At 68.4% G+C, this 21,283-nt stretch carries 19 protein-coding genes; 14 read left to right on the plus strand and 5 right to left on the minus strand.

Annotated elements, in window-relative coordinates; translation table 11 throughout:
• From AC08OP_RS00005 to AC08OP_RS00030, 6 genes are all read left to right on the plus strand, one after another.
• The coding region (locus AC08OP_RS00005; protein WP_476612307.1) for a glycosyltransferase family 2 protein at positions 1-876 on the plus strand (876 nt) is incomplete at its 5' end.
• A 186-nt stretch (positions 877-1,062) separates the two neighbouring features.
• A complete protein-coding gene (locus AC08OP_RS00010; protein ID WP_476612308.1) occupies positions 1,063-1,830 on the plus strand; it encodes a Wzz/FepE/Etk N-terminal domain-containing protein in 768 nt (255 codons plus the stop codon).
• A gap of 34 nt (positions 1,831-1,864) precedes the next feature.
• A complete protein-coding gene (locus AC08OP_RS00015) occupies positions 1,865-3,334 on the plus strand; it encodes an O-antigen ligase family protein (protein ID WP_476612309.1) in 1,470 nt (489 codons plus the stop codon).
• Complete coding sequence (locus AC08OP_RS00020) at positions 3,331-4,923, plus strand: lipopolysaccharide biosynthesis protein (RefSeq protein ID WP_476612310.1); 1,593 nt, start codon at positions 3,331-3,333, stop codon at positions 4,921-4,923. Before AC08OP_RS00015 ends, AC08OP_RS00020 begins: the two co-directional genes overlap by 4 nt.
• A gap of 34 nt (positions 4,924-4,957) precedes the next feature.
• On the plus strand, positions 4,958-6,163 hold the full coding sequence (locus AC08OP_RS00025) for a glycosyltransferase (protein ID WP_476612311.1): 1,206 nt from the start codon (positions 4,958-4,960) through the stop codon (positions 6,161-6,163).
• Positions 6,164-6,593: 430 nt separating this feature from the next.
• A complete protein-coding gene (locus AC08OP_RS00030) occupies positions 6,594-7,229 on the plus strand; it encodes a right-handed parallel beta-helix repeat-containing protein (RefSeq protein ID WP_476612312.1) in 636 nt (211 codons plus the stop codon).
• Positions 7,230-7,267: 38 nt separating this feature from the next.
• On the opposite strand, the gene AC08OP_RS00035 is transcribed toward AC08OP_RS00030, so the two are convergent.
• Positions 7,268-8,245, minus strand: a complete 978-nt coding sequence (locus AC08OP_RS00035) for a glycosyltransferase family 2 protein (protein WP_476612313.1) — start codon at positions 8,243-8,245, stop codon at positions 7,268-7,270.
• A gap of 759 nt (positions 8,246-9,004) precedes the next feature.
• On the opposite strand from AC08OP_RS00035, the gene AC08OP_RS00040 reads away from it, so the two are divergent.
• The 3 genes from AC08OP_RS00040 (at position 9,005) to AC08OP_RS00050 (ending at position 11,450) form a co-directional block, all read left to right on the plus strand.
• Positions 9,005-9,520: a glycosyltransferase gene (locus tag AC08OP_RS00040; protein WP_476612314.1), complete on the plus strand. Its 516-nt coding sequence runs from the start codon at positions 9,005-9,007 to the stop codon at positions 9,518-9,520.
• Between the two features lie 251 nt (positions 9,521-9,771).
• Positions 9,772-10,266: a YdcF family protein gene (locus AC08OP_RS00045; RefSeq protein ID WP_462202501.1), complete on the plus strand. Its 495-nt coding sequence runs from the start codon at positions 9,772-9,774 to the stop codon at positions 10,264-10,266.
• A 242-nt stretch (positions 10,267-10,508) separates the two neighbouring features.
• Entirely contained in the window at positions 10,509-11,450 is a 942-nt protein-coding gene (locus tag AC08OP_RS00050) for a glycosyltransferase family 2 protein (protein WP_476612315.1), read from the plus strand.
• On the opposite strand, the gene AC08OP_RS00055 is transcribed toward AC08OP_RS00050, so the two are convergent.
• The gene (locus AC08OP_RS00055; RefSeq protein ID WP_476612316.1) at positions 11,447-12,979 is read right to left on the minus strand and encodes a sugar transferase; all 1,533 of its coding nucleotides are present in this window, start codon (positions 12,977-12,979) and stop codon (positions 11,447-11,449) included. The genes AC08OP_RS00050 and AC08OP_RS00055 overlap by 4 nt on opposite strands.
• Positions 12,980-13,527: 548 nt before the next feature.
• On the opposite strand from AC08OP_RS00055, the gene AC08OP_RS00060 reads away from it, so the two are divergent.
• The 4 genes from AC08OP_RS00060 to AC08OP_RS00075 all read left to right on the plus strand — a co-directional run bounded on the left by AC08OP_RS00060 (position 13,528) and on the right by AC08OP_RS00075 (position 18,006).
• On the plus strand, positions 13,528-14,355 hold the full coding sequence (locus tag AC08OP_RS00060) for a glycosyltransferase family 2 protein (protein WP_476612317.1): 828 nt from the start codon (positions 13,528-13,530) through the stop codon (positions 14,353-14,355).
• Positions 14,355-15,992, plus strand: a complete 1,638-nt coding sequence (locus tag AC08OP_RS00065; protein WP_476612318.1) for a glycosyltransferase — start codon at positions 14,355-14,357, stop codon at positions 15,990-15,992. Before AC08OP_RS00060 ends, AC08OP_RS00065 begins: the two co-directional genes overlap by 1 nt.
• A complete protein-coding gene (locus AC08OP_RS00070) occupies positions 15,989-16,378 on the plus strand; it encodes a hypothetical protein (RefSeq protein ID WP_476612319.1) in 390 nt (129 codons plus the stop codon). Before AC08OP_RS00065 ends, AC08OP_RS00070 begins: the two co-directional genes overlap by 4 nt.
• A 149-nt stretch (positions 16,379-16,527) precedes the next feature.
• A complete protein-coding gene (locus tag AC08OP_RS00075; RefSeq protein ID WP_476612320.1) occupies positions 16,528-18,006 on the plus strand; it encodes a hypothetical protein in 1,479 nt (492 codons plus the stop codon).
• Between the two features lie 183 nt (positions 18,007-18,189).
• On the opposite strand, the gene AC08OP_RS00080 is transcribed toward AC08OP_RS00075, so the two are convergent.
• From AC08OP_RS00080 to AC08OP_RS00090, 3 genes are all read right to left on the minus strand, one after another.
• On the minus strand, positions 18,190-18,582 hold the full coding sequence (locus tag AC08OP_RS00080; protein ID WP_476612321.1) for an RNA-binding S4 domain-containing protein: 393 nt from the start codon (positions 18,580-18,582) through the stop codon (positions 18,190-18,192).
• A 73-nt stretch (positions 18,583-18,655) separates the two neighbouring features.
• On the minus strand, positions 18,656-19,012 hold the full coding sequence (locus AC08OP_RS00085) for a group I truncated hemoglobin (RefSeq protein WP_476612322.1): 357 nt from the start codon (positions 19,010-19,012) through the stop codon (positions 18,656-18,658).
• A gap of 381 nt (positions 19,013-19,393) precedes the next feature.
• On the minus strand, positions 19,394-19,642 hold the full coding sequence (locus AC08OP_RS00090; RefSeq protein ID WP_476612323.1) for a hypothetical protein: 249 nt from the start codon (positions 19,640-19,642) through the stop codon (positions 19,394-19,396).
• A gap of 400 nt (positions 19,643-20,042) precedes the next feature.
• On the opposite strand from AC08OP_RS00090, the gene AC08OP_RS00095 reads away from it, so the two are divergent.
• Complete coding sequence (locus AC08OP_RS00095) at positions 20,043-21,107, plus strand: AAA family ATPase (RefSeq protein ID WP_476612324.1); 1,065 nt, start codon at positions 20,043-20,045, stop codon at positions 21,105-21,107.
• The last annotated feature ends 176 nt before the right edge of the window (positions 21,108-21,283 follow it).

Below are 21,283 nucleotides of genomic sequence, written 5' to 3' on the forward strand. Positions count from 1 at the left end.
TTCCTGGCCCGGGCGCTGGAGTCGATCGTCGTGCAGGACTACCCGAACCTTCAGATCGTCATCGCCGACAACGGCAGTACCGACCGAACCGAGCAGATCTGCCGGGAATTCGTCCGCCGGGATCCGCGGATCGAGTACCACCGGAGTCCGGTGAACCGCGGCGCGGCCTGGAACTACAACCGGATCGTCCACCTCGCCGAGGGAACCTACTTCAAGTGGGCCGCCCACGACGACCTCTGCGCCCCCGCGTTCGTCAGCCGGTGCGTCGCGGCCCTGACCGCCGCGTCGCCCACTGCCGTCCTGGCCTACCCCAAAACGGCGCTCATCGACCTGAACGATACGGTGACCGGTGGCTTCGAGGATGGGATGAACCTGTGTGAGCCGACGCCGCACGAGCGTCTGCGACACTTCCTGTCGACCCGCACCGAATACCATCCGGTATTCGGTATCATACGGGCAGAATCGCTCCTGAAGACGGATCTCATCGGAAAGTACGTCGGTTCCGACGTGGTTCTCCTGGCGCAGCTCGCCCTGGGTGGACAGTTTGTCGAGGTGCCCGAACGCCTGTTTCTCAGGCGTTTCCACGAGAACACTTCGATGAATGCCAACCCGGGTGCTGCGGAACGCGCTCTGTGGTTTGACCCGCACCGGCAGGCACCGTCGCTGCCGATGGTGGAGAAGACCGTCCGGATGATTCACGTGATCCTGTCCCACGACCGGCTCGACTGGGTCGAGCGGGCTCGCTGCCTGGCGGTTCTGGGGCGGCAGTGGGCATTGCCCCATGCTCGGCACATGGGCGGCGAGGTACGCATGGCATTCGGGACCCGAATCGGGACCCGACTCGCCGCGAAGTCCCCCTCCCACCGGTCCGGGTAGCGCGACGACACGCGGGTCGGCCTGCATATCGGCGCGGCGCAGGGCGACTACATTGAATCGATCCAGGCTGATGATGGGATCGGTTCAGGCGCATGAATCCTTGGAGCCCCGAATGACAGAACCTTCCGGTCATGGTGCGGACCAGGCCTCGCCGTCGGCGTCGTCGGCTTACCGGGGGAGCCCGACATGGACATCGTGACGATCTCCAGAACGGCGTTCCGCCGATGGTATGTCATGCTTCCGATCCTGCTCGCCACGGCGGCCGCAATCGGGATCACGATGTCTGTCGCCAAGCCTGTCTACCAGTCGAAGGCCATGGTCCTCGTGGTCGGCCCGTCGGTGGAGCAGAAGCTCGCCACATCCTCCTCCGGTTCCGGGTTTATCCTGCAGCCCGTCAACCCGCTCTCCTACTTTGGCGATTCACTCAAGTTGCTGGCTCTCACGGAGTCGAAGATCATGAACTCTCGGCAGGTGCGGGAGGAGATCCGTTCGGCTGGATTCCATGGTGACTACGAGATCTCGGTGCAACCGGAGACGGTATTCCTCGATGTAACGGCCACGGCCGCCGATCCCACCGAGGCCACTCGCACCCTGGATCAGGTGGTACGTGTGATCACCGCGAAGTCGAACGATCTGCAGTCTGCTGTGCCGCCGGACCAGCGTTACCGGATAGCGCCGCTGTCCGAGCCGCCGCTGACGAGCGTGCAGCCCGCCCGTAGCCTCAAGCTGCTTGGCACCGTCGCGTTCCTCGGCGTGGCAGCGGCGCTGGGGCTGGCGCTTGCCGTCGACGCTGAGGCCGGGCGCCGGGCCCGGTCACGGGGAGGGGCGGAGCATTACGGTCCCGCCCGGGCGGGCGCCAGCCGTGGCCGGGGCCGGCGCGGACGGCACGCACTCCCCGAAGATCCCATGGCGGGCACTCGACGGGTCGCCTGGCGGTTCGAGGCGAACCGGTGAGAGGTGAACCGGTGACCAGCGGGCTGGTGGCCGGATGACCGCCGGCTCTCTCGCCGGCCGGGCGGCGCCGGGGGCCGGGCCGTTCGGTGCCGGCCAGGCACCCGGCGCCGCCGGGCCGGTGCTCGCCGCGGTCGCGTTCGGATCCGCCGCCGTAGCGGCGGCGATGGTGCTCGGGCCGGTCGGGCCGGCCGTGGTGCTGGCCGTCCCGGCCGTGGCGGTGCCCCTGCTGGCGAGTCGGCGGGACGCGGTGACGCTGCTGACGTTGATGGTCTTCGTTCTCTTCGCCGTGCCGGCGACCTACCGGCTCCCGCCGTTGGGGAAGCTGACCGTGCCCGTCGGCCTTTGCTGTCTTGCCGGCTGGCTGGTTCACCAGGCCGCACGACGCGCCCGGTTCGACCCGGTGTTCCAGCCGGTGCGAGCCGCGACGCTGGTACTCGTATGGGTTCTCACGCTCAGTTTCGCGATGATGTTCACCCGCGTGGTGGAAGCGACAGAGGTCAGCTCCGCTCATCGCAGTCTCGTGACGGTCGTGGCGCAGGCCGGGGTGACGCTGTTGGCCGCCGATGCGATCCGGTGCCGGACCCGGCTGGACAGCCTGCTGCGCCGGGTGGTGTTGGGCGCCACCTTCATGGCCACCATCGGCGGGATCGAGTTTCTGACCGGTCGTAACTACAGCGCCGTCCTGGTCCCCCCGGGAATGTCGCTCAGACCGGACGTCGATCGCGTCGACGTCCGGTCTGGCTTCGAGCGGGTCGCCGCGACGGCCGTGCATCCGATCGAGTTCGGGGTTGTCCTGGCCGTGGTGTTGCCGTTGGCCCTGTACTACGCCGTCGCCGCCCGCGGGTGGGCGCGGGTCGGTGCCTGGGCCCAGGTCGCCGTCATCGGGGCCGTCCTGCCGATGAGCGTCTCGCGAAGCACCGCTGTGAGCGTCGCCGTGGCGATCCTGACCCTGACGGCGGTCTGGCCGGTCCGCCGCCGCCTCAACGGCCTGCTGGCGCTGGCCGGGTCCGTCCTCGTCCTGCACACGCTGTTTCCCGGTCTGCTCGAGGCGACCGTCTCGCTGTTCCTGCGGGCCGGCGCGGACCCCAGCGTGACCGGCCGCACCGAGGACTACGCCCAGGTCTGGAAGTTGTTCACGCAAAGGCCGCTCCTCGGCCGTGGACTGGGCACATTCACCCCCCACCAGTACTTCTACCTTGACAATCAGCTACTCGGCTTGGTGCTGGAGACCGGAGTCGTCGGGACAACCGTGCTGCTGGTCTGGGTCGCCGTCGGTCTCTTGGTGGCCCGCGGGGCGCGGCGTCGGGCCCGGGAACAGCGTGACCGGGAACTCGGCCAGGCGTTGATGGCCTCGATCCTGGCCGGGGTCGTCAGCTTCCTCACCTTCGACGCCCTGAGCTTCGCGATGCTTGCCGGCCTGCTGTTCCTGCTCATCGGCTGCGCCGGAGCACTCTGGCGGATGACCCCCGCACCGGCGGTCCTGGCCTCCGGGTGGCAGCGGTGAGCCAGCCACCGGCCGTGACCCGGTCGTCCGCCCTGTTGGGGGCGGGGGAGACCGTGGCGGAGCCGTCGCTGCCCCGTCGGGCGCCGCGCGGTTCGATGGCCAGCGGCGCCCGGTGGATGTCGGTGAACCAGGTTGTCGTGCAGGTCACCCGCCTGCTGGTCCAGGTCGTCCTGGCTCATCTGCTCGAACCGCGGGCGTTCGGTCTCATGACGATGGCGCTGGTCATCGTGATGTTCCTCGAAATTCTGCGGGGTTTCGGGACCGGCATGGCGGTTGTCCAACGAGACAAGATCAGCGAGCGGCTGCTCAGCAGCGTCTTTTTCCTCAACATCGGGCTTGGTCTGGTCATCTCGGGCCTGCTGGCGTTGCTGGCGCCCGGCCTGGCCAGCCTGTACGGTGACTCGGCGCTGACGCCCGTGCTCCAGGTCCTGGGCCTCGGCCTGCTGCTCGCCAGCCTCGGTGACCTGCAGCAGTGGCTGCTCCGCCGGGAGATGAAGTTCGGTGCCGTCGCCGCGGCGAACATCATCGGGACAGCGGCCAACGCGGCCTGCTCGATCCTGCTCGCCCTGCTGGGCTACCAGGTGTGGTCACTGGTCATCGGCTATCTGGTCGGATTCGGGGTCACCACCCTCGTCGCGTGGCTGCAGTCGCCGTGGCGTCCCAGGGCGTCGTTCAGCCCCGCCGAGGTCAGGTCCGTGCTGCGTTTCAGCGCCAACCTGAGCGGGTTCAGCGTCTTCAACTTCTTTCTGCTGCACGGCGACAAGGTGATTGTCGGGCATTTCCTCGGAGCCCAGCAGTTGGGCTACTATGGCCTGGCGCAGCGGGTGCTCATGTATCCGGTGAGCACTGTTTCCACGGCGTTCCAGGAAGTCATGTTCGCCGGTCTGTCCCGACTCCAGGACGATCACGCCGCGATCCGCCGGGTCTATTTCCGGTCATGCGCGGTCGCCGCTCTGGTCTGTTTTCCGGTCATGGCCGGACTCACTGTCGTCGCGCGCGACGTCGTCCTGGTCGTGCTCGGCGCGCGCTGGGAACGGCTGGTGCCGCTCATCTGGCTGCTCGCCCCGATCGGCGGCATCCAGTCGGTGAGTTTCAGCGTCGGGGTCCTCTACAACGTGAAGGGAAGAACCGACCTGCTGCTGCGCTGGGGAATCTTCTCCGGCCTGCTGATGCTCGGCAGCTACTTCGCCGGCCTGCCGTGGGGAATCAACGGGGTCGCGGCGGCGTACGCCATCGTGATCGTCCTCCTGCTACCGCCCGGCTTCGCGATTCCCTTCAGACTGGTGGACGCGAAGCCGCGCGAGTTGGTCACCGCGGTCTGGCCGCACGTCGTGGCGACCGCGGGGACCGTCGCCATGATGGCCGCTGTCCAATGGCTCACCCACGGGTTCCGGCTTGCCCGCCCGGTGTGCCTGTTGGCGAGCGTGTTGGCCGGTGCCGCAACCTACATCATGATCACGTGGAGACAACGCCCACCCGCGTTGGCGGACCTACTGCAGTGTGCCCGGCGCGCGAGCGCCGGCTCGGGGCAGCCTGCTCCGGCGTCGTCGCGCAGAGACGACGCGCTGGGCCCGACGGCTCACGGGTGAACCCGACGGCTCAACGGTGAAGGAGTCCACTCTTATGGAAGATGCCCCCACGGCGGACCAGCGGGACGTGGTGCTGGCCCTGCCGGTCGAGACGCTCCAGGACATGGCGATCAGGGCGTACATGCGTCCTCCCGATCGTCTACTGCTTACCCTGCTGCGATCGCCCAGGGTCCGGCGCGTGGTCGTGGCCGAGCCGTTCCGGAGCCACCTCGGTACGGTGCTGCGGGGCGGCCGGACCACCGTCCTGCCACCGTCCGGTGGCGTTGAGGGGCATCTGGTGTCGCCGCAGCGGTGGCGCCGCAAGGACCCGGTGACGCTGCCGTCGCTGCGGGCGGCCTATCGGCGGTATGACAGGAGGCTCGGCCGGGCCGCGGGCCGGGCCGGCTGCAAACGACCCGTCGTGATCACTATGTATCCACCGCTGGCGGGCTTCGCCGACATGTCCTGGGCCGGCTCGGTCATGTATTACGCCCGGGACGACTGGGCGACCTACCCACCGCTACGACGGTGGCATCCGGCCTTCCGGCATGCCTACGAGGAGATCCGGCGCCGGCGGCTGCCGGTCATCGCGGTGTCCAGGCCGCTGCTGGAACGCCTCCATCCGACCGGTGCCGGGCCGACCGGTGCCGGGCTGGTCGTGCACAACGGTGTCGATCCGGCCGAGTGGCTGCGCCCGCCGTCCCCGCCGGACTGGCTCCGGCGCCTCCCACGGCCGTGGTGCGTGTACGCGGGCACCGTCGACACCCGCCTCGATCTGGACATGATTCGCCGCCTGGCGTCGGCTGGCACCGTGATTCTGGCCGGCCCCATCCCGGACGAGGCCTCCGTCCGGTCGCTGCGGATGCTGCGGTCGGTGCGGTTGCCCGGCCATCTGCCCCGGCCGGCTGTGACCGGTCTGATCGCCGCGGCCGACGTGTGCCTGCTCACCCACCGGAGCACTCCGTTGACCGAGGCCATGGACCCCATCAAGATCTACGAATATCTGGCAGCCGGGCGTCCCGTCCTCGCCACGGACCTTGCCCCGGTTCGGGGCATCGGGCGGCGGGTCCGGCTGCTGCGCCCGGGGGACGATCCGGTGGTGGCGATGAACGAGGTCCTGACCTGGCCGGCCGTCACGGAGGCTGACCGGCTGGATTTCGTCGCGGACAACAGTTGGTCCGCTCGGCACGTCGCCTTCCTGGACTTCGTCCTCGGCCCGGCCGCGCCCGCCGAGCCCCGTCTCCTGGCAGTGCAGGCGTAGACCGGCTGGAGTTCCCCGCTCGGGTCTCCAGACCCGCGAAAAGGGCCGGTACGGCGCGGCCCCCGGCTCAGTGGGATATCCCTGGAAGGATTCGATGGCTCGCGCTGATTTGACCAATCGACACCGGTATGTCCTGATTGGATCCGTGGCGGTGCTCGTGGCGCTGGTGGCGGGCGGTGGGCTGCTGGTCGCCCTTCGCTCGAGAGACGGGCCCGCGCGGACGGCGGGCACACCGGCCCCCGCCACTGTCCCGGCCACTGTCCCGGCCGGGGTTTCACCGGATGGCGGTGCCGCGACCCGCGGCCTACCAGGGGGCGACCCGGCCGCGGCCCGAGGATGCGACCGCAAGCCGGACGCCTCGAACACCGGCCCCGCGCCCGGATCCCGGTTCCAGCCGATGCCCGCCGGGAAACTGGCCACTCCCGGACAGGTGCTGGAGAACAAGGAGTTCTCCGGACTCATCGACATCTACGCCGACAACGTGACGATAAGAAACTCGATCGTCCACGATGGCATCCGCGTGCGCGGAAGTAATGTGCTGATCGATCACGTGGCGACAAGTGGGATCGCAATCAGAGGTGGCGCAGGTCACGTCATCCAGTACAGTAATCTTTCCGGTGGCGACGATGGCTTCCACATCTCGTCCACGCTCGGACCGGTTTCCGGCGTCACCATCCGTCATAACTACGTCCATGACCGAAGGCCACCGAAAGGGGCCCATACCGACGGCATCCAGGTCCGCGGCGTCCGGGACCTGAGTGTGGTGTGTAACAACCTCGACCTCTCCCCGTACGACAAGACCCAGACAGCCGTCGTCTTTCTGGAGTGGGCGAACGGAGGTAACCGTGATGTGGTTATCGACCAAAATTGGTTGAACGCCGGCGGAACGACGCTTGTGGTCGCTGCCAGGAACCTCCGCGTGACGGACAACCGTTTCGGCCGCGGCTTCCGCTGGAGTGTCTGCCGGCTGGGCAACGACGATGCCGGTAAGACCACTTTCTTCAGTGCCGGGAACGTCTGGGCGGACACCGGCCGGCCGGTGGTCCTGTGTGGCCAGAGCCGATGAGTAGCCGGACCCGATGAGTGGCCGGACCCGAGGCAAGGTCAGAGACACGATGTCGATGGCGATGGCGGCGTCGATGGCGATGGTGCCGGGCTGCCCCCGCGGCTGCTGCCGTCGCGCTCCCACGTGCCGAGATCCCCGCGGCGAACCTTCCGGCGGGCGAGCACCTTCGCCACGGTGGAGACCGCGAGATACGCCGGCGCCGCGCCGAGCAGGCGGGGCTCGGCGCGGACCGCCCTGAGCCAGTCCACGGACCCGTCGGCGAGGCCACGACCACCCTTCGTGGGACCGCCCGCGGGCGCCAGCCCGAGGGCGCGCAGTTGGGCGTTGCCGGCGAAAACCCGGCTCTTCTGTCGAACGAGGTCGCGTGCGGTCCGGGCCGGATGTACGACGAAACAGGTGCCGTCGACCGTGCATCGCTCATCCGGTGCGAACCGGTGATAGAGAAAGAAGTCATCCGCGATTGCGTCCGGGAAACGATCGAAATAGGTCCGGCCCTGCTCGCTCACTCCAATGACCCCACCGATTCGGCCGTTGCGCACATAGGGCAGCCGCAGCCAGATGCGGTAGTAGTCGCGTACCACGCGGCTCGTGCCGGCAAGATGGATTGTCAGGCGCGGTGATGCGGCCAGTGCCGGGCCGGTCCGCAGCACGTCGGCCACCCGCAGCAGGTCGGCGCCGGACACCTCCAGGTCGGCGTCCACATAGAATCGCGGGAAGGCAGTGACCTCGGCGTCGCCAAGGTTCAGCGCGGCGGCCTTGCCGGCCTTCGCGGTCTCCACGCAGCGGACACCTCGGTCGCGGGCCCGACGGGCGGTCTCGTCGGAGCAGCCGTTGGCGACCACGACAATCTCCAGGTCCTCGGGGGCGGCGCCGTCGGCGAGCCGGTCAAGGCAGCGGCCGATCACGGCCGCCTCGTTATAGGCCGGAATGACGACGCTTGCGCGCGCATGCTTATGGTGCGCCGGGGCTGCGGGGGTTTTTCCGCTCGCCGGGTCGGCGCGATCCGACTGTTGCATGACAAAATCCACTGTCTGATCACCCCAAGCCGGCGCCGGCCCGCGCGACGCAGTCGTATTCAGGTAGGCGGGCGGCACACACGGTAGACCATCGTGGCCGGACCGGGTGCGTGCGTGGGGACCCGACGACACTTCCCGCGGTGACGCCCGGCGCTGGCGATGAGAATTCTCGTGAATTATCATAACTTAGGTGGACCAATGGTCGAATGTAATCTTGCGCTTCACTACAGCGGTGGCCTTGACGCGAACGAGTGGCGCGAGCGTCATGGCCGCGGCGAGGTTCCGGACGCTTTTCCGTATGGATTCGACCGGTTGGCGCGCTATTCAGTGAAAGTATCCCCGGTTAGCTTGCGGGTGTCCCGGGACGCATTCTTCGTTCGTGGTCCACGTATTTTCGGCGGCTATGAGTGGGTGGAGACCGCGGCCTCCCGTCGAACGGTCCGCAGCTCGGACGTCGCCTTGTGCTGGGACGAGCGGGTCGGGGTCCCGGCGGCGCTGATGGCGGGAACGCGAAACCACCCACCCGTCGTGACCGGCGTGATCTGGCTGGCCGATGTCGCCGGTCGACGGCCCGGCTCGCGGGAGATCGCCCGCTGTGCCCTGCGAAGGGCCAGTCGGATATTTACGCTTTCCACCGCCCAGATTCCGCCGCTCCGAACGCAGCTTGGCATTCCTGAAAGCCGTTTCTCGCACGTTCTGTTCGGGGTCGACTCCACATTTTTCCGGCCCTCTGGAAGCCCTCCGGAGAAAGGGCTCGTGGTGAGTATCGGAAATGACCGGCACCGCGACTTCGAAACGTTGGTCCGCGGCCTGTCCCAGGGGCGGAGCAGGCTGGCGGAGATGAGGCTGGCGGAGCTGAGACTCGAGCTGGTGACAGCCCGAAACGTGGCCGTGCCACCGTGGCTCGGCCGGCGTCGGAACCGTCTTACTCTTCCCGAGGTGAGCGACCTGTACAGGACCGCATCGATGGTGGTCGTCTGCCTCCGGCCCAATCTTCACGTGAGCGGCGTCACTGTCGTGTTGGAGGCGATGGCCAGTGGTCGTCCCGTCGTGGTGACCGATACCCCCGGCATCCGGGACTACGTCGATCACGGCCGTACCGGGATTCTCGTTCCGCCCTACGACACCGATGCGCTCGCTGAAGCGGTCGTGCAGCTGGTGCTCGACCCGGACCGGGCGGCCGCGCTCGGTGCGGCCGCCCGCCTGGACGTCGAGCACCGCCTGAACACGGAAGCCCAGGCCCGCCGGTTCGCGACTTTGTTGAGAGACCTCTAGCCCGGCCCGGGAAACGGAGAATCCGTGGTCAGGAGAAATACCGACAGATGGGGGTTCGGGGCCGGCCGGGGTCCTCGGGCACCGACGATTTCCTCGGTCGTGGTCAGGTACCGGCATGTTTGAATGACGGTGTGGTTTCCGCTGCGTCGTCACCGCCGGCCGGTGAGCGGCGGTCATCCGGCCTCCCGCCGGAGGCGGGCCGGGCTGCGCGCCACCGGTGGGGACGAGCGGGGCGACGCCGGCTCATCGTGATGCTGTTCGCGGTGGTCCTGGCAGGTTTCACCGCGCTTACCCTTCGGCTGTTCGTATTCCCGGCCGCCGACGTGCCCGTCCAGGCGGACGCCATCGTCATGTTGGCGGGTCCGGGGGACAGAACCGGCAAGGCGATCGAACTGGCCCGTACCGGTTACGCTCCCGTCCTCGTGATGTCCACCCCCGGGATGCGGTGGTGCTCCGCCCACGAGGCACCGAAGGTGGAGGTGATCTGCTTTTCTCCGCACCCGGTGACCACTCGGGGCGAGGCGCGGGCAACCGCTGAGCTCGCCGCCCGACATGGCTGGACCAGGATCCTCTTCGTCACCGGCCGCGCGCAGGACACCCGCGCCCGTGTCCGCATCAGCCGCTGCTTCCACGGTGATCTGCGGGTCACTGTGGTCGGCCCGCGTCGCCTCCGGGAATGGCCTTATGCGATCGCCTACGAGTGGGGCGCCCTCGCAAAGGCACTGATCTGGCAGAGGAGCTGCTGACCCCGAGGAGCCGACCGGGGACCGGGTGGGAATGCTGGCCCGCGTTGCGAGGACCCGGAATGCGCCAGAAACGCCACCGGCCCGCGGTCGGATAACCAACCGAACGACAACCCGTCGTCTAGGCTGAGGCAGGAACTGGCGGCCGGGGCCAGTTGGCACGATCAGCGTTACGGCCGACGGCCGGACCACCACTGCCGACACAGATTACCTGGGTCACAGATTACCTGGGTCTGGAGAGGGAAATGGGCGTCGACGTCTCGATCCTGATCGTCTCGTACAACACCGGCGCCATGACGGCGGCATGCCTGGAGTCCTGTGTAGCCGCGTCCGACGGTCTAGCGACCGAGATGATCGTCCTGGACAACGCCTCCACGGACGACTCTGTCTCGATCATCCGTGATCGGTTTCCCGCGGTGAACCTGATCGAGCAGAGGACGAACCTCGGCTTCGGCCGGGCGGTCAACCTCGCGGCCTCCCACGCGAAGGGGGAGTACCTGCTCCTCCTCAACCCCGACACGGTGGTGCTCCCCGGCGCGGTCGCGAACCTGCTGGACTTCGCGCGGGCCAACCCGAGGCACGGCATCTACGGCGGTCGCACCCTCGGTCCGGACCGGACCATCGACCCCAGGTCGTGCTGGGCTGTCCCGACCGTCTGGAGCCATGTGTGCTTCGGCCTCGGACTGTCCACCGCCTTCCGGCGTTCGGCCCTGTTCGATCCCGAATCAATGGGACCGTGGCCTCGCGACACGGTTCGGGCCGTGGGGGTGGTGACGGGCTGCCTGTTGCTCATCCCACGCGCGCTGTTCGAGCAGCTCGGTGGCTTCGACCCCCGTTTCTTCATGTACGGCGAGGACGTCGACCTGTCGATCCGGGCCCGCCGAGCCGGCCTGGATCCCGTGATCACACCCGGCGCGGTCGTGGTTCACCATGGCGGTGCGTCCTCCGCCGGATGGGCGGACAAGCACGTGCTGGTGATGACGGGCAAGGTGACACTGGCGCGGACCCATTGGACCGGGTGGCGCCGGACGGTGTGTCTGGCGATGCTGCTTCTCGGGGTGGCGCTGCGGGCGGCCCTCGCCACGGTAATCGGCCGGCCGGCCGGCGCCGGGAGCGGCGGCTGGCGCGTCGTCTGGACCCGGCGGGCCGACTGGCGGGCCGGCTATCCGCCCCTTCCGCCAGCCTAGAATGCGCCGGACCGCCGCAGAACGGCGCGAACAGTCCGGGCGATGATGGCGAGGTCGAGCATGATCGACCAGTTCTCGACATAGTAGAGGTCGAGCCGCACCCCGTCCCGCCAGGGCAGTTCTGAACGCCCATTTACCTGCCACAGCCCGGTCAGGCCGGGCTTGACCTTGAATCGACGGTGGACGGAGTCGTGATATTGAGCGACCTCTGCCGGCAGCGGCGGCCGCGGCCCCACCAGCGACATCTCGCCGCGGAGGACGTTGACGAGTTGCGGCAGCTCGTCGATCGACAGGTGCCGTAGCGTCCGTCCGACCCGAGTGACGCGGGGGTCGTCGCGAATCTTGAAAAGTGGCCCGTCAGCCTCGTTGCGCTCCTCCAGCGCTGCCCGGCGCCGTTCGGCGTCCACGTACATCGTCCGGAACTTGAGGATCTGGAACTCGCGGCCGTCCTTACCCACCCGGGTCTGGCGAAACCACGCCGGTCCGGTGCTGTCGACCCGGATGGTCAACGCGACGAGAAGCAGCAGCGGAGACAGGGTAACGAGGGCCACGGCGGCAAGGATTCGGTCGAAGATGTCTTTGGCGACCTTTCGCCAACCGGTATAGACCGGGCTCTCCACGTGTAGCAGGGGGAGACCTGCGATCGGCCGCAGGGACACCCGCGGCCCGGCGATTCCGGCCATACTCGACGCGATGACGAGATCGACACCGGTCCCCTCGAGGTCCCAGGCGATCCGCTTGGCGGCTTCGATGTTGACCGCCGCGGACGAGGCGACCACCACCGTGTCGGCCATGGCGCGGGCGACGGCGGACCGCAGCGCCGGCAGGGCACCTAGGACGGGAAAGGGAGAATAATCGGCCGAGTAGTCGTCCTGCCGGGGTAGGCATGCGCCGACGATCTCGAATCCGGCCGCGGGTTCATATCGGAACTCGCTGACGAGTTCGGCCACCGTGCTACGGTCACCGACGACGACAACTCGGTGGCGGGCACGGCCGGCCCGCCGAGCCGCCACCAGCCGCCGGCGGGCGAGCATCCGACCGGTAATCAGCAGCAGCAGCCCCAGCGGCAGGACTACCAGACAGAACCCGCGAGCGACTTCTGCGCGCAGGACGTAGGAGAGGATCGCCGTCGTGCCCCACAGTCGGAACGTCGCGACGCTGATCCGCCGGTATTCCTCGGTTCCGATGCCCAGATATTTCGTCTGATAGGTATCGGCGGCGCCGAGCATGGCGAGCCAGCCCAGTCCGATACCTATCGCGACGGAGAGATATGACGCCCCGTGGACGGTTGGGTTCGAATTCATGCCGAACCGGAGGACATAGGAACAGGTAAGAGCGACCGTGATTGCCGTGGCATCGATGATGAAGATTCTGGCGGTCAGCCGGACCTTCCACTCCGGCGGCCCGGCTGCCGGCGGCTCTGGTTGCCGTTGTTGCGGAATAGCCGGGATGGTTGTGTCCCGGGGCGTGGCCGCCACCGACGAGAGCATCGCGGGGTCCTCGTCCCGCCCTCCGGTTGAGTCAGGCACCTCGGGCCTTCGTCGTGCGGTTTCCCCGGCCTTGGCCATATCGGTTGTTCTCCGCTCCATCGGATGGCAGTGGGTGTTCATAGTCGCTGCTGGGTTGGACCTGGAACGATCCCGCTCCCGTAGCCGGCGAAGGTGAGCCAGTCGGTGAGCAGCCCCAGCGACCCGCCGGTCGTGGCGAACGTACGCACCTCAGTGGTCGCGCGTCCAGAACCCCGTCTGGACACCCCGTCTGGACGCGTATCGCCGCCGCGCCCGTGTCTAGGTGAGCGCATCCGCTGGCCATGCCCCGACCGGCCGGGGAAACGGTTGGGCCGCCGGTTGCGTACCGTCCGCCGCCGACGATGAGGAAATATCCCGACCCCCGTCGGCGACACGCCAGCACCCGGGATTCCGGAGCTATCAACATCCATTATTTAGAGTCACGGCGCGTGACGAGCGCGTGGTCGGAAGCTCGGCAGGACGAAATTCCACCGTGGTCCACCGGCCATCCAGGTCTGTCCAGGGGGGCGTCCTTGTCTGGTTCGGGTGATTCGCCATCGGTAAGCGTGGTGATTCCGACGCTCAACGAGGCGCGGAATCTGCGGGAAGTATTTGGCCGACTTCCGGTGGACGCCGAAATAATCCTGGTGGATGGGAACTCCACCGATGACACCGTCCGACTGGCCCGCGAGCTACGCCCCGGCGTGGTCGTCGTCCGCCAGAACAGATATGGCAAGGGCAAGGCCATGGCCTGCGGCTTTGCCGTGGCATCGGGGGACATTATGGTCACGCTCGACGCCGACGGCTCGGCCGACCCGGCTGAGATACCCGCCTTCTTCGTGGCCCTCGTCCAAGGCGCCGACTTCGTCAAGGGAACCCGATTCGCCCACCGTGGCGGCAGCAACGACATTACCCTGCTGCGCACTCTTGGGAATCTCTTCTTCTGTCATCTGGTCAACCTGCTCTTCCACCGCCGCTTCACCGACCTGTGCTACGGCTACAACGCATTCTGGCGAGATTGTCTGCCGATGCTCGGGCTGCCGCCGGGAGAAACCGACGGCAGCTGGCGGCATGGCGATGGCTTCGAGATCGAAACCTTGATCGCCCTCCGCGCGGCCAAGGCCTGCCTGCGGGTCACCGAGGTCGGCAGCTTTGAGCACGAGCGCCTTCACGGCGTGAGCAACCTGAATGCGGGCCGGGATGGTCTGCGCGTCCTGCGGACCATCCTCGTCGAATGGTCGGAAAACTTCACCGTTCGGTCACGAAACAGCGCCAGGTGGGACGGCATGGTGCTCAGCCGTCCCGGTCAGCCGGTATCGACCATCGTCAGCCAGCGAAGTCCGGGTGACCTTCCCCATGGCCGGCGCAGGACAACCGGCGCGACGGAATACGCATGATGACCCTCCCGGCCGGCCCGCGGCTCTCGGTGGTCATCTGTGCCTATACGGAACGGCGTCAGCCGATCCTGTCGGAGGTACCCGTGATCCCGATTCTGCTGTACCACTCGGTGACCGATTATCCGGTGGCGAGCTATGGACGTTGGACGGTCGACACCGCGACCTGCTACGTCGTCACCGACTGGATCGGCCAGGCCGGCATGCTGCGCGGCGCCGAGGCGCGCCGGGAGATCAGCGACTGCAACGCCCGGTTGACCGCTGCGATCGGCGCACCGGTGGGCTCCTTCGCCTACCCCCACGGCAATTACGACCATGCCGTCCGGCGGCTCGTCGGGCAGGGTGGCTTCACGTCCGCCTGCGGGGTGCGCAACATGATGTCGCACGGCGCCGACGACCCGTTCGCCCTTGCCCGACTGACCGTGATGGTCGACACCCCGGACCGGCAGATCAGGGCGTGGCTGGACGGGGCCGCCCACCTGACCGCGGACGGGCTCGCGGTGCCCGAAACGGTCCCGATCGACGGAGTTGTGACGTCAGACGTCTGCCGGCCGATGCTCCCCGCCGAACTCGCCGGCACCGTCGTCGTGACAAGTTGCGTCGCCTCCCCCTCGCTGGCGGCCACGCTCGCGGGAATCCTGGCGCAGTCCGTGCCGCCGCAGGAAATCATCGTGGTCGACAACCGGCCGCGCACCAGCGGCATCCGCGAACAGCTCGGTCGGATGGCCGGCGAGGTGCGGTACGTCGCCGAGCCCGCGAGGGGGCTTTCCCGGGCCCGCAACGCCGGACTGGCCGCCGCGACCACACCGGTGGTCGTCTTCACCGACGACGTCGAGGTCGACCCGCGCTGGTTGGAGTTCCTCCTGTCCGGGTTCGCCACCGGCTCGGGTGTCGTCGATGAGACGGTGGCGTGCGTCACCGGGCTGATCCGGCCGCTGGAGCTCGCGACTCCGGCGCAGGTGTGGTTCGAGCAGTTCGGCGGCTTCGGCAAGGGCTTCGTCCGACGCCGGTTCGACCGCACCGAGAATCGATCAGGCGACCTGCTCTATCCCTATACCGCGGGCGTGTTCGGCAGCGGCGCGAACAGCGCTTTCCGGACTGATACGCTGCGTCAGCTTGGTGGTTTCGACGAATTTCTCGGCACGGGCACCGCGGCCCGCGGCGGCGAGGATATCGACATCTTCCTGTCCGTGGTGCAGAGCGGCCACGCCTTGGTCTACGAGCCGGCCGCGCTGATCCGCCACCTGCACAAGCGGACCACTGTCGAACTGCGGCGTCAGATGTATGACTACGGGGCCGGCCTGGGGGCGATGGTCACCAAACGCATCGCGACCCAACCCGCCGAACGCCTCCAGATCGCCCGTCTCGTCCCCGGCGGCCTGCACCATCTTCTCCACCCACGCAGCAGCAAGAACACCGGCAAATCCCGTGACTATCCCCGGTCCCTGGCCTTGACCGAGTTGGTCGGTATGGCCCGAGGGCCGGTCGGCTATGCCGCCAGCCGGGCCCTCGCCCGGCGCCGGCACTGCGACCTGCCTCATGACCACGCACCGACTCCCGGTGCTCTCCCCGCACCCTTTCCCAGGGCGCCCATCCCCGAGCCGCGGATCTCCACCGCGACCCCTGGAGCACAACCATGAGCAGCGTGTACGCCCGCCGAACAACGCAGGCGGCGCTTGTGGCGGTAACCGTGACGCTCGCCTTTCTTGTGGTCGGCCGAACAGATTCTCCGGTACGGGTCCTGCTCGCCGTCCCCGTCGCATTCCTTCTTCCCGGGGCCGCCGTGCTGGCCAGGTTCCCGGTCGACGGGACGGCGGCCTGGGTCGGGCTTGCCGTCGCCATCAGCCTTGCCATCGACGTCCTGACCAGCATGCTCATGGTCTGGTCGGGATGGTGGCACCCAGCCGTGGTGCAGGCCGTCGTGGGACTTGCCTGCTGTGCGGTCCTCATCCACAGCCTGTGCGTGGACCTCCGCGCCCAGCCGCGCGCGGACCCGCGCGCTGACGGGAAGGTGCGAGGGCGTTGACCGGCAGACCGCTGCTTCCGCCGGAGATACCGGATCCTCGGCTCGGCCGGAACGGGGCTTCCCAGCCCCACGCGGCGGCTGCTCGGGCCCGTCTCCGCTCGGTCCGTCAAAGACGGCCCGAGGACCCCGGAATCCGGCGGCCGGCGCGGTTGTCAGGCCCCTTCGCGACGGGCCTTCCATGGCTGTCCCCGCTGGCGGTCGGCATCACCCTCTGGGGGCTGTCACTGCGGTGGATCCACGTTGAGAACCTCACCGACTACGGTCTCCTGCCGGCACTGCCCATCGCCTGGTACGTCGGCCTGGGCGTGCTCCTGCTCGGCGCTGCCGGCGCCGTCGGACGGGCCCGCTTCCAGCCGTTCATCGCGGTGGCCTACCTGCTTGCCTGCATTCTCGTGCTCTACGGCACCCTTCCGCTCATCCTGGACGTTCCGCACTACCCCTGGGTGTACAAGCACGTCGGCGTGGTCCGCTATCTCGAGCAGCATGGCGGCGTCGACATCGACATCGACATCTACCACCGATGGCCCGGCTTCTTCGCCGGTACCGCGGTCTTCGGCTCGCTCGCCGGCCGACCCAACCCGATCGCCTTCGCCGCTTGGACCGAAGTCTTCTTCACCGGCATCGACGCCCTTCTCGTCTGGGCGGCTACCAGGACGCTGCTTCGCGAGCCGCGGATCGCCGCGGGCGCGGCACTGGTCTTCGTCGTGACGAACTGGGTCGGGCAGGACTATTTCGCCCCCCAGGCCCTCGGCCGGACGCTGAGCCTCGCCCTGTACCTGGTGCTCCTGCGGCAACTCCGTACCGGCGCGCCGAGGGCCATCCTGCGGCGGGCCGTGCGGTCCGCCGGAGTCCACAGCAGAAGGCCGCCGCTGCGCTTCGCAGCCCCGCCAGGCCCAACCTGGTCGCTGCCGGTGGCGGTCGGCGTCGTGCTGCTCCTGGACGGGGCGGCGGTGGTCAGCCACCAGCTGACCCCGTACCTGCTCCTCCTCGGGGCCGGTGCGCTGACCGCGGCCGGGCTCGTGCGGCCGAGGTGGGTGGTGGTCGCCATGGCCGGTCTGACGATCGCCTATCTGATCCCGCACTTCGCCTATGTTCAGGATCATTTCGGGGTCTTCAGCAGTCCCGACCCGTTCGCGAACGCCCGGTCAGAGGAGCCGCCGCTTCCTTCGTCGGGAAAGCTGGCCAAAACCGCCGGACTGATCCTGACCGGCACGGTCTGGGCGCTGGCCGGCATCGGCGGGCTGCGCCGGCTGCACCGCGGTGACGGCCGGGTGCTTCCGCTCATCCTGCTGAGCATCGCACCGGGCGTCATCCTGCTCGGGCAGAGTTACGGCGGCGAAAGTATCCTGCGGGCGATCCTGTTCTCCCTGCCCTGGTGCGCGCCGCTGGTGTGCTGCGCCGTCGCGCCGGTGACCGGGCGGTGGCGACGGCGGCACGCCCTGGCGGGCTGCGGCGGGATTCTCCTCCTCGCCACGCTCTTCATGCCCGCCTTCTTCGGGAAGGCGGAACTGAATCTCATGCACGCCGACGAGATCCAGGCCGGTGATTATCTGTACGCGTACGCCCGGCCCGGGTCGGTGGCCGTACTGACCGGGGCCACCTTCCCGAGCCACTACGGGGCTCGATAGCCCGAGGTGGACGATGTCCTGATCACCGACGCCATCACGATCATCCTATCGGGGCGTCGCTACGACCGTTTGACCCCGCCCGAGGTTTCTGAGGATGGTCATGGTGTGTGGGCGATTGCGGACTCTCTCGACCGAGGCGTCGCCTGACCGGGCGCCGCTACTGGGCGCCCAGTAGCGGCGCCGCTACCGCGCGTCCGGCCAGCGGGGCTGGTCGCGCAGGCGTTCCAGCGCCCGCCGGTCGCGCTTCGTCGGCCGCCCGGCGCCCCGATCGCGCACGGCCACCACCGGCGGCACCTCGCGCGCGACCGGCGGGCTGTGGTCGACGAAGCACTCCGCGGCAACGGGCGCGCCGACCCGCCTGTGCAGGATCCGGGTGACGACGACGACCCGTTCGTGCCCGGGTTGGCGCACCCGGATCTCGTCCCCGGCCCGCACCGGATGGGCCGGCTTGACCCGCTCGCCGTTGAGGCGGACATGGCCGGCGCGGCAGGCGGCGGTCGCCTGCGATCGCGTCTTGACCAGGCGCACGCACCAGATCCAGGTGTCGATCCGGGCGGTTCCCGCCGGCGACGTCATAGGCGTGGGCGACGTCATAAGTCTGACTGTACGAATCAACCGGCGGACCTGTCGTCGTTCGGTGACGTGAGGGTCAGGCGGTGACGATCGACCTGCGTAGCGGTAGCAGGGCGCTCGTGACCGCCGCGACCGTGCCGGCGCCGAGGCCGGCGTCGGTGAGGGCCGCAATGAGGTGCCCGGCGATCCGGTCGAAGGCGGCGTCGGTGACGGCGAGGCCCGCATGGGCGACCGCGAGATCACGACCCTCGTAGGCCTTCGGGCCTCCGGTCACGGCGACGAGGAACGCGACCTGGTGGGTGCGGAGCCTGGCCAGGTCGGTGTTGGCGAAATAGGGCGCCAGCTCCGGATCGGTCAGGATGCGATCGTAGAAGGTGGCCACCACCCCGGCGATCGAGGCCTCCCTGCCCAGGATCTCGTAAAACGTGGTCATCCGCTTCCTCGTCACCTGTTCCCGGAACGGTCAGTGCGGCCCAGCGTGCCGAAGATGGGCTGCGGCGTCATGTCCGGTTCGTAACGATCCGTCGATATCTACCCCCGGCGCCCGCCCGGTCGCGCCGAGATCACGGCCTCGTGTGCCGAGGTCCGATTCCGCCTGTGCCCTGTTCACAGCACCTTGACCTCACGTGAAGATGAGGTTCCAGGCTGGCCGTCCTGGAACGTGACGACACGGAACGTGACAGCGACAAGGTGAACGGGAGCTACGCTCGCTGACCTGAGCGAGCTCGGCGCGTTGTTCATCCGTGCGGCCAAGCTCTGGCGGGGCGTGGCGGGCGAGTGATCCCTGCGTCGGCACCCGTGGCTTACCCGTGGCTCAGCGGAGCGCCCGGCCGAGCGCGTCGTGCGCGTAGCCGGCCATGGCCGCGGCCTCGGACACCCCGCCGGGCCGCCCGGCGCCCGTGAAGATCAGTCGGCTGCCGTCCTCCGGGGCCAGCGACCGCACGCCGATCTCGGTGCGCCACCGCTGGAGCGGGATGCAGCCGGCCGGTCCGGGTAGTGGGGAAGCCGAGGACGACGACGGCCTGCGCCCCGTGGCCGTCCGGGCGGCGGGATCGGCCGCCACGGCCGCCACCGAACTGCCGCGACGCCCGCCAGTGCAGAAACTCGGCGACGGCGACCGAGGCTACGGCCAGCGGGACAGCCGCCAAGGAGAGCACGGCCGCCGGGATGAGGGCACTTCTTCCGCCCGCACCCACCGCGTCGAGCCGCTGCGACCGGGGTGGCTCAGGCATGCTCACAACTCCTCATCCAACACCTTGCCCGCGCAGGCCTCGGCATCTGCCGTTCCGTCCTTGTCCGGGCCCCTTTGGGGCACTCCGACTGGATAGTTCTGATCATTTTTCGGGAAGGTGAGGTGACAGCCTGACATCAGCATAGCCGGCGTCATAGGCTGTTAGGTGCAGAGTTTCTGCGCGGAGTCGCTCGTGACGCGGCTAGCGCCCGTGTCAGCCGGGAGGTTGAGCATGCTTCTCCGCTTTCGGGTGGCCAACCATCGGTCGATCCGCGACGAACATGAGCTGTCCTTGATCGGCACCGAGTTCAACGAGGGTACGGCGCGTGCGACCCCGCTGAGCTCTCGGGGGCGACCGGTGACCGTGCTGCCCGTTCTCGGCATCTTCGGGGCCAACGCGTCCGGTAAGTCGAACCTCCTCAACGCCTTCCGCTCCATGCGTGAGGCGGTGCGCAGCTCCGTCGCGGACTGGGCGAAGGCACCGGGGACCGTCCCGCGTGAACCGTTCGGGCTCGACCCGGGCAGTCGGGAGGAGACCAGCCTCTTCGAAGTAGATCTGCTGCTCGGCAGCGAACCGATCCGCTATACCTATGGGTTCGAGCTGTCCGACGAACGCGTGGAGGCCGAATGGCTCCACGCGTACCCGCGGGGAAAACGCAGCGTCTGGTTCGACCGGGAGGCCGGGCGGGCCGACGACGGCGGGGAGGAATTCCTTTTTAAGGGAACCGGATTCAAAGGTATGCGTGACGTCCTCGTTCGGTTCACCCGTCCCAACGCGCTCTTTCTCTCGGTGGGGGCGACCCTCAACGATCCGCAACTCTCGGCACTGCACCGCTGGTTTATGGACAACCTGTGGCTGGTGACGCCGGGAGCCGACATCGCCGCCCGCACCCAGTGGACGCAGCGCCTGCTGACCGATCCGAAGACGTCCTCCCGATACCAGGATCGGATTGTTGACCTGCTGGCCGTGGCGGATCTCGGCCTGACCGGAATCGACGTCGACCCGGAGACCGGCCAGGTAAGGCTTCGGCATCGTGCGCCGGACTGCGGGGAGGTCGCCATGGACTTCCTCACCGAGGAGTCGCTGGGAACCCATGCCTGGTTCGCCTTCCTCGGCCCCCTGCTGACCGTGCTGGACGAGGGAACGGTGCTCCTGGTGGATGAAGACGCCAAGCCGCGCAAGGAGGAGAACCTGGAACGTGGCTATCTGCGCGGCCGGTACGGGGGGATCCCGCGGCTCACCGCAGGTGAGATCATGCGTGAACTGTCCCGGCAGGAGGCGAAGGCGACAGCGTGAGTGCGCGGCGTGGGCGTCATGACGGCGGGGAGTCGAGGCCGCGCCGCCGGCGCGGGTCAGCCGACGAACGTCACCTGAATCGCGGACCGGGTTCCACGTCCCGCCAGGTGCGGGTCGTCTATGTCGCTGTGGAGGGAGAGTCCACCGAGCCCGGCTACCTGGACTATCTGAACAAG

Source organism: Frankia sp. CeRuru1 (assembly GCF_977966315.1).

Excerpts from the sequence above, each read along its gene's own strand:
- AC08OP_RS00010 (WP_476612308.1), top strand. The coding sequence starts at position 1,063 with ATGGACATCGTGACGATCTCCAGAACGGCGTTCCGCCGATGGTATGTC.
- AC08OP_RS00015 (WP_476612309.1), top strand. The coding sequence starts at position 1,865 with ATGACCGCCGGCTCTCTCGCCGGCCGGGCGGCGCCGGGGGCCGGGCCG.
- AC08OP_RS00025 (WP_476612311.1), top strand. The coding sequence starts at position 4,958 with ATGGAAGATGCCCCCACGGCGGACCAGCGGGACGTGGTGCTGGCCCTG.
- AC08OP_RS00035 (WP_476612313.1), bottom strand. The coding sequence starts at position 8,245 with ATGCAACAGTCGGATCGCGCCGACCCGGCGAGCGGAAAAACCCCCGCA.
- AC08OP_RS00045 (WP_462202501.1), top strand. The coding sequence starts at position 9,772 with ATGCTGTTCGCGGTGGTCCTGGCAGGTTTCACCGCGCTTACCCTTCGG.
- AC08OP_RS00050 (WP_476612315.1), top strand. The coding sequence starts at position 10,509 with ATGGGCGTCGACGTCTCGATCCTGATCGTCTCGTACAACACCGGCGCC.
- AC08OP_RS00065 (WP_476612318.1), top strand. The coding sequence starts at position 14,355 with ATGACCCTCCCGGCCGGCCCGCGGCTCTCGGTGGTCATCTGTGCCTAT.
- AC08OP_RS00070 (WP_476612319.1), top strand. The coding sequence starts at position 15,989 with ATGAGCAGCGTGTACGCCCGCCGAACAACGCAGGCGGCGCTTGTGGCG.
- AC08OP_RS00080 (WP_476612321.1), bottom strand. The coding sequence starts at position 18,582 with ATGACGTCGCCGGCGGGAACCGCCCGGATCGACACCTGGATCTGGTGC.
- AC08OP_RS00085 (WP_476612322.1), bottom strand. The coding sequence starts at position 19,012 with ATGACCACGTTTTACGAGATCCTGGGCAGGGAGGCCTCGATCGCCGGG.
- AC08OP_RS00095 (WP_476612324.1), top strand. The coding sequence starts at position 20,043 with ATGCTTCTCCGCTTTCGGGTGGCCAACCATCGGTCGATCCGCGACGAA.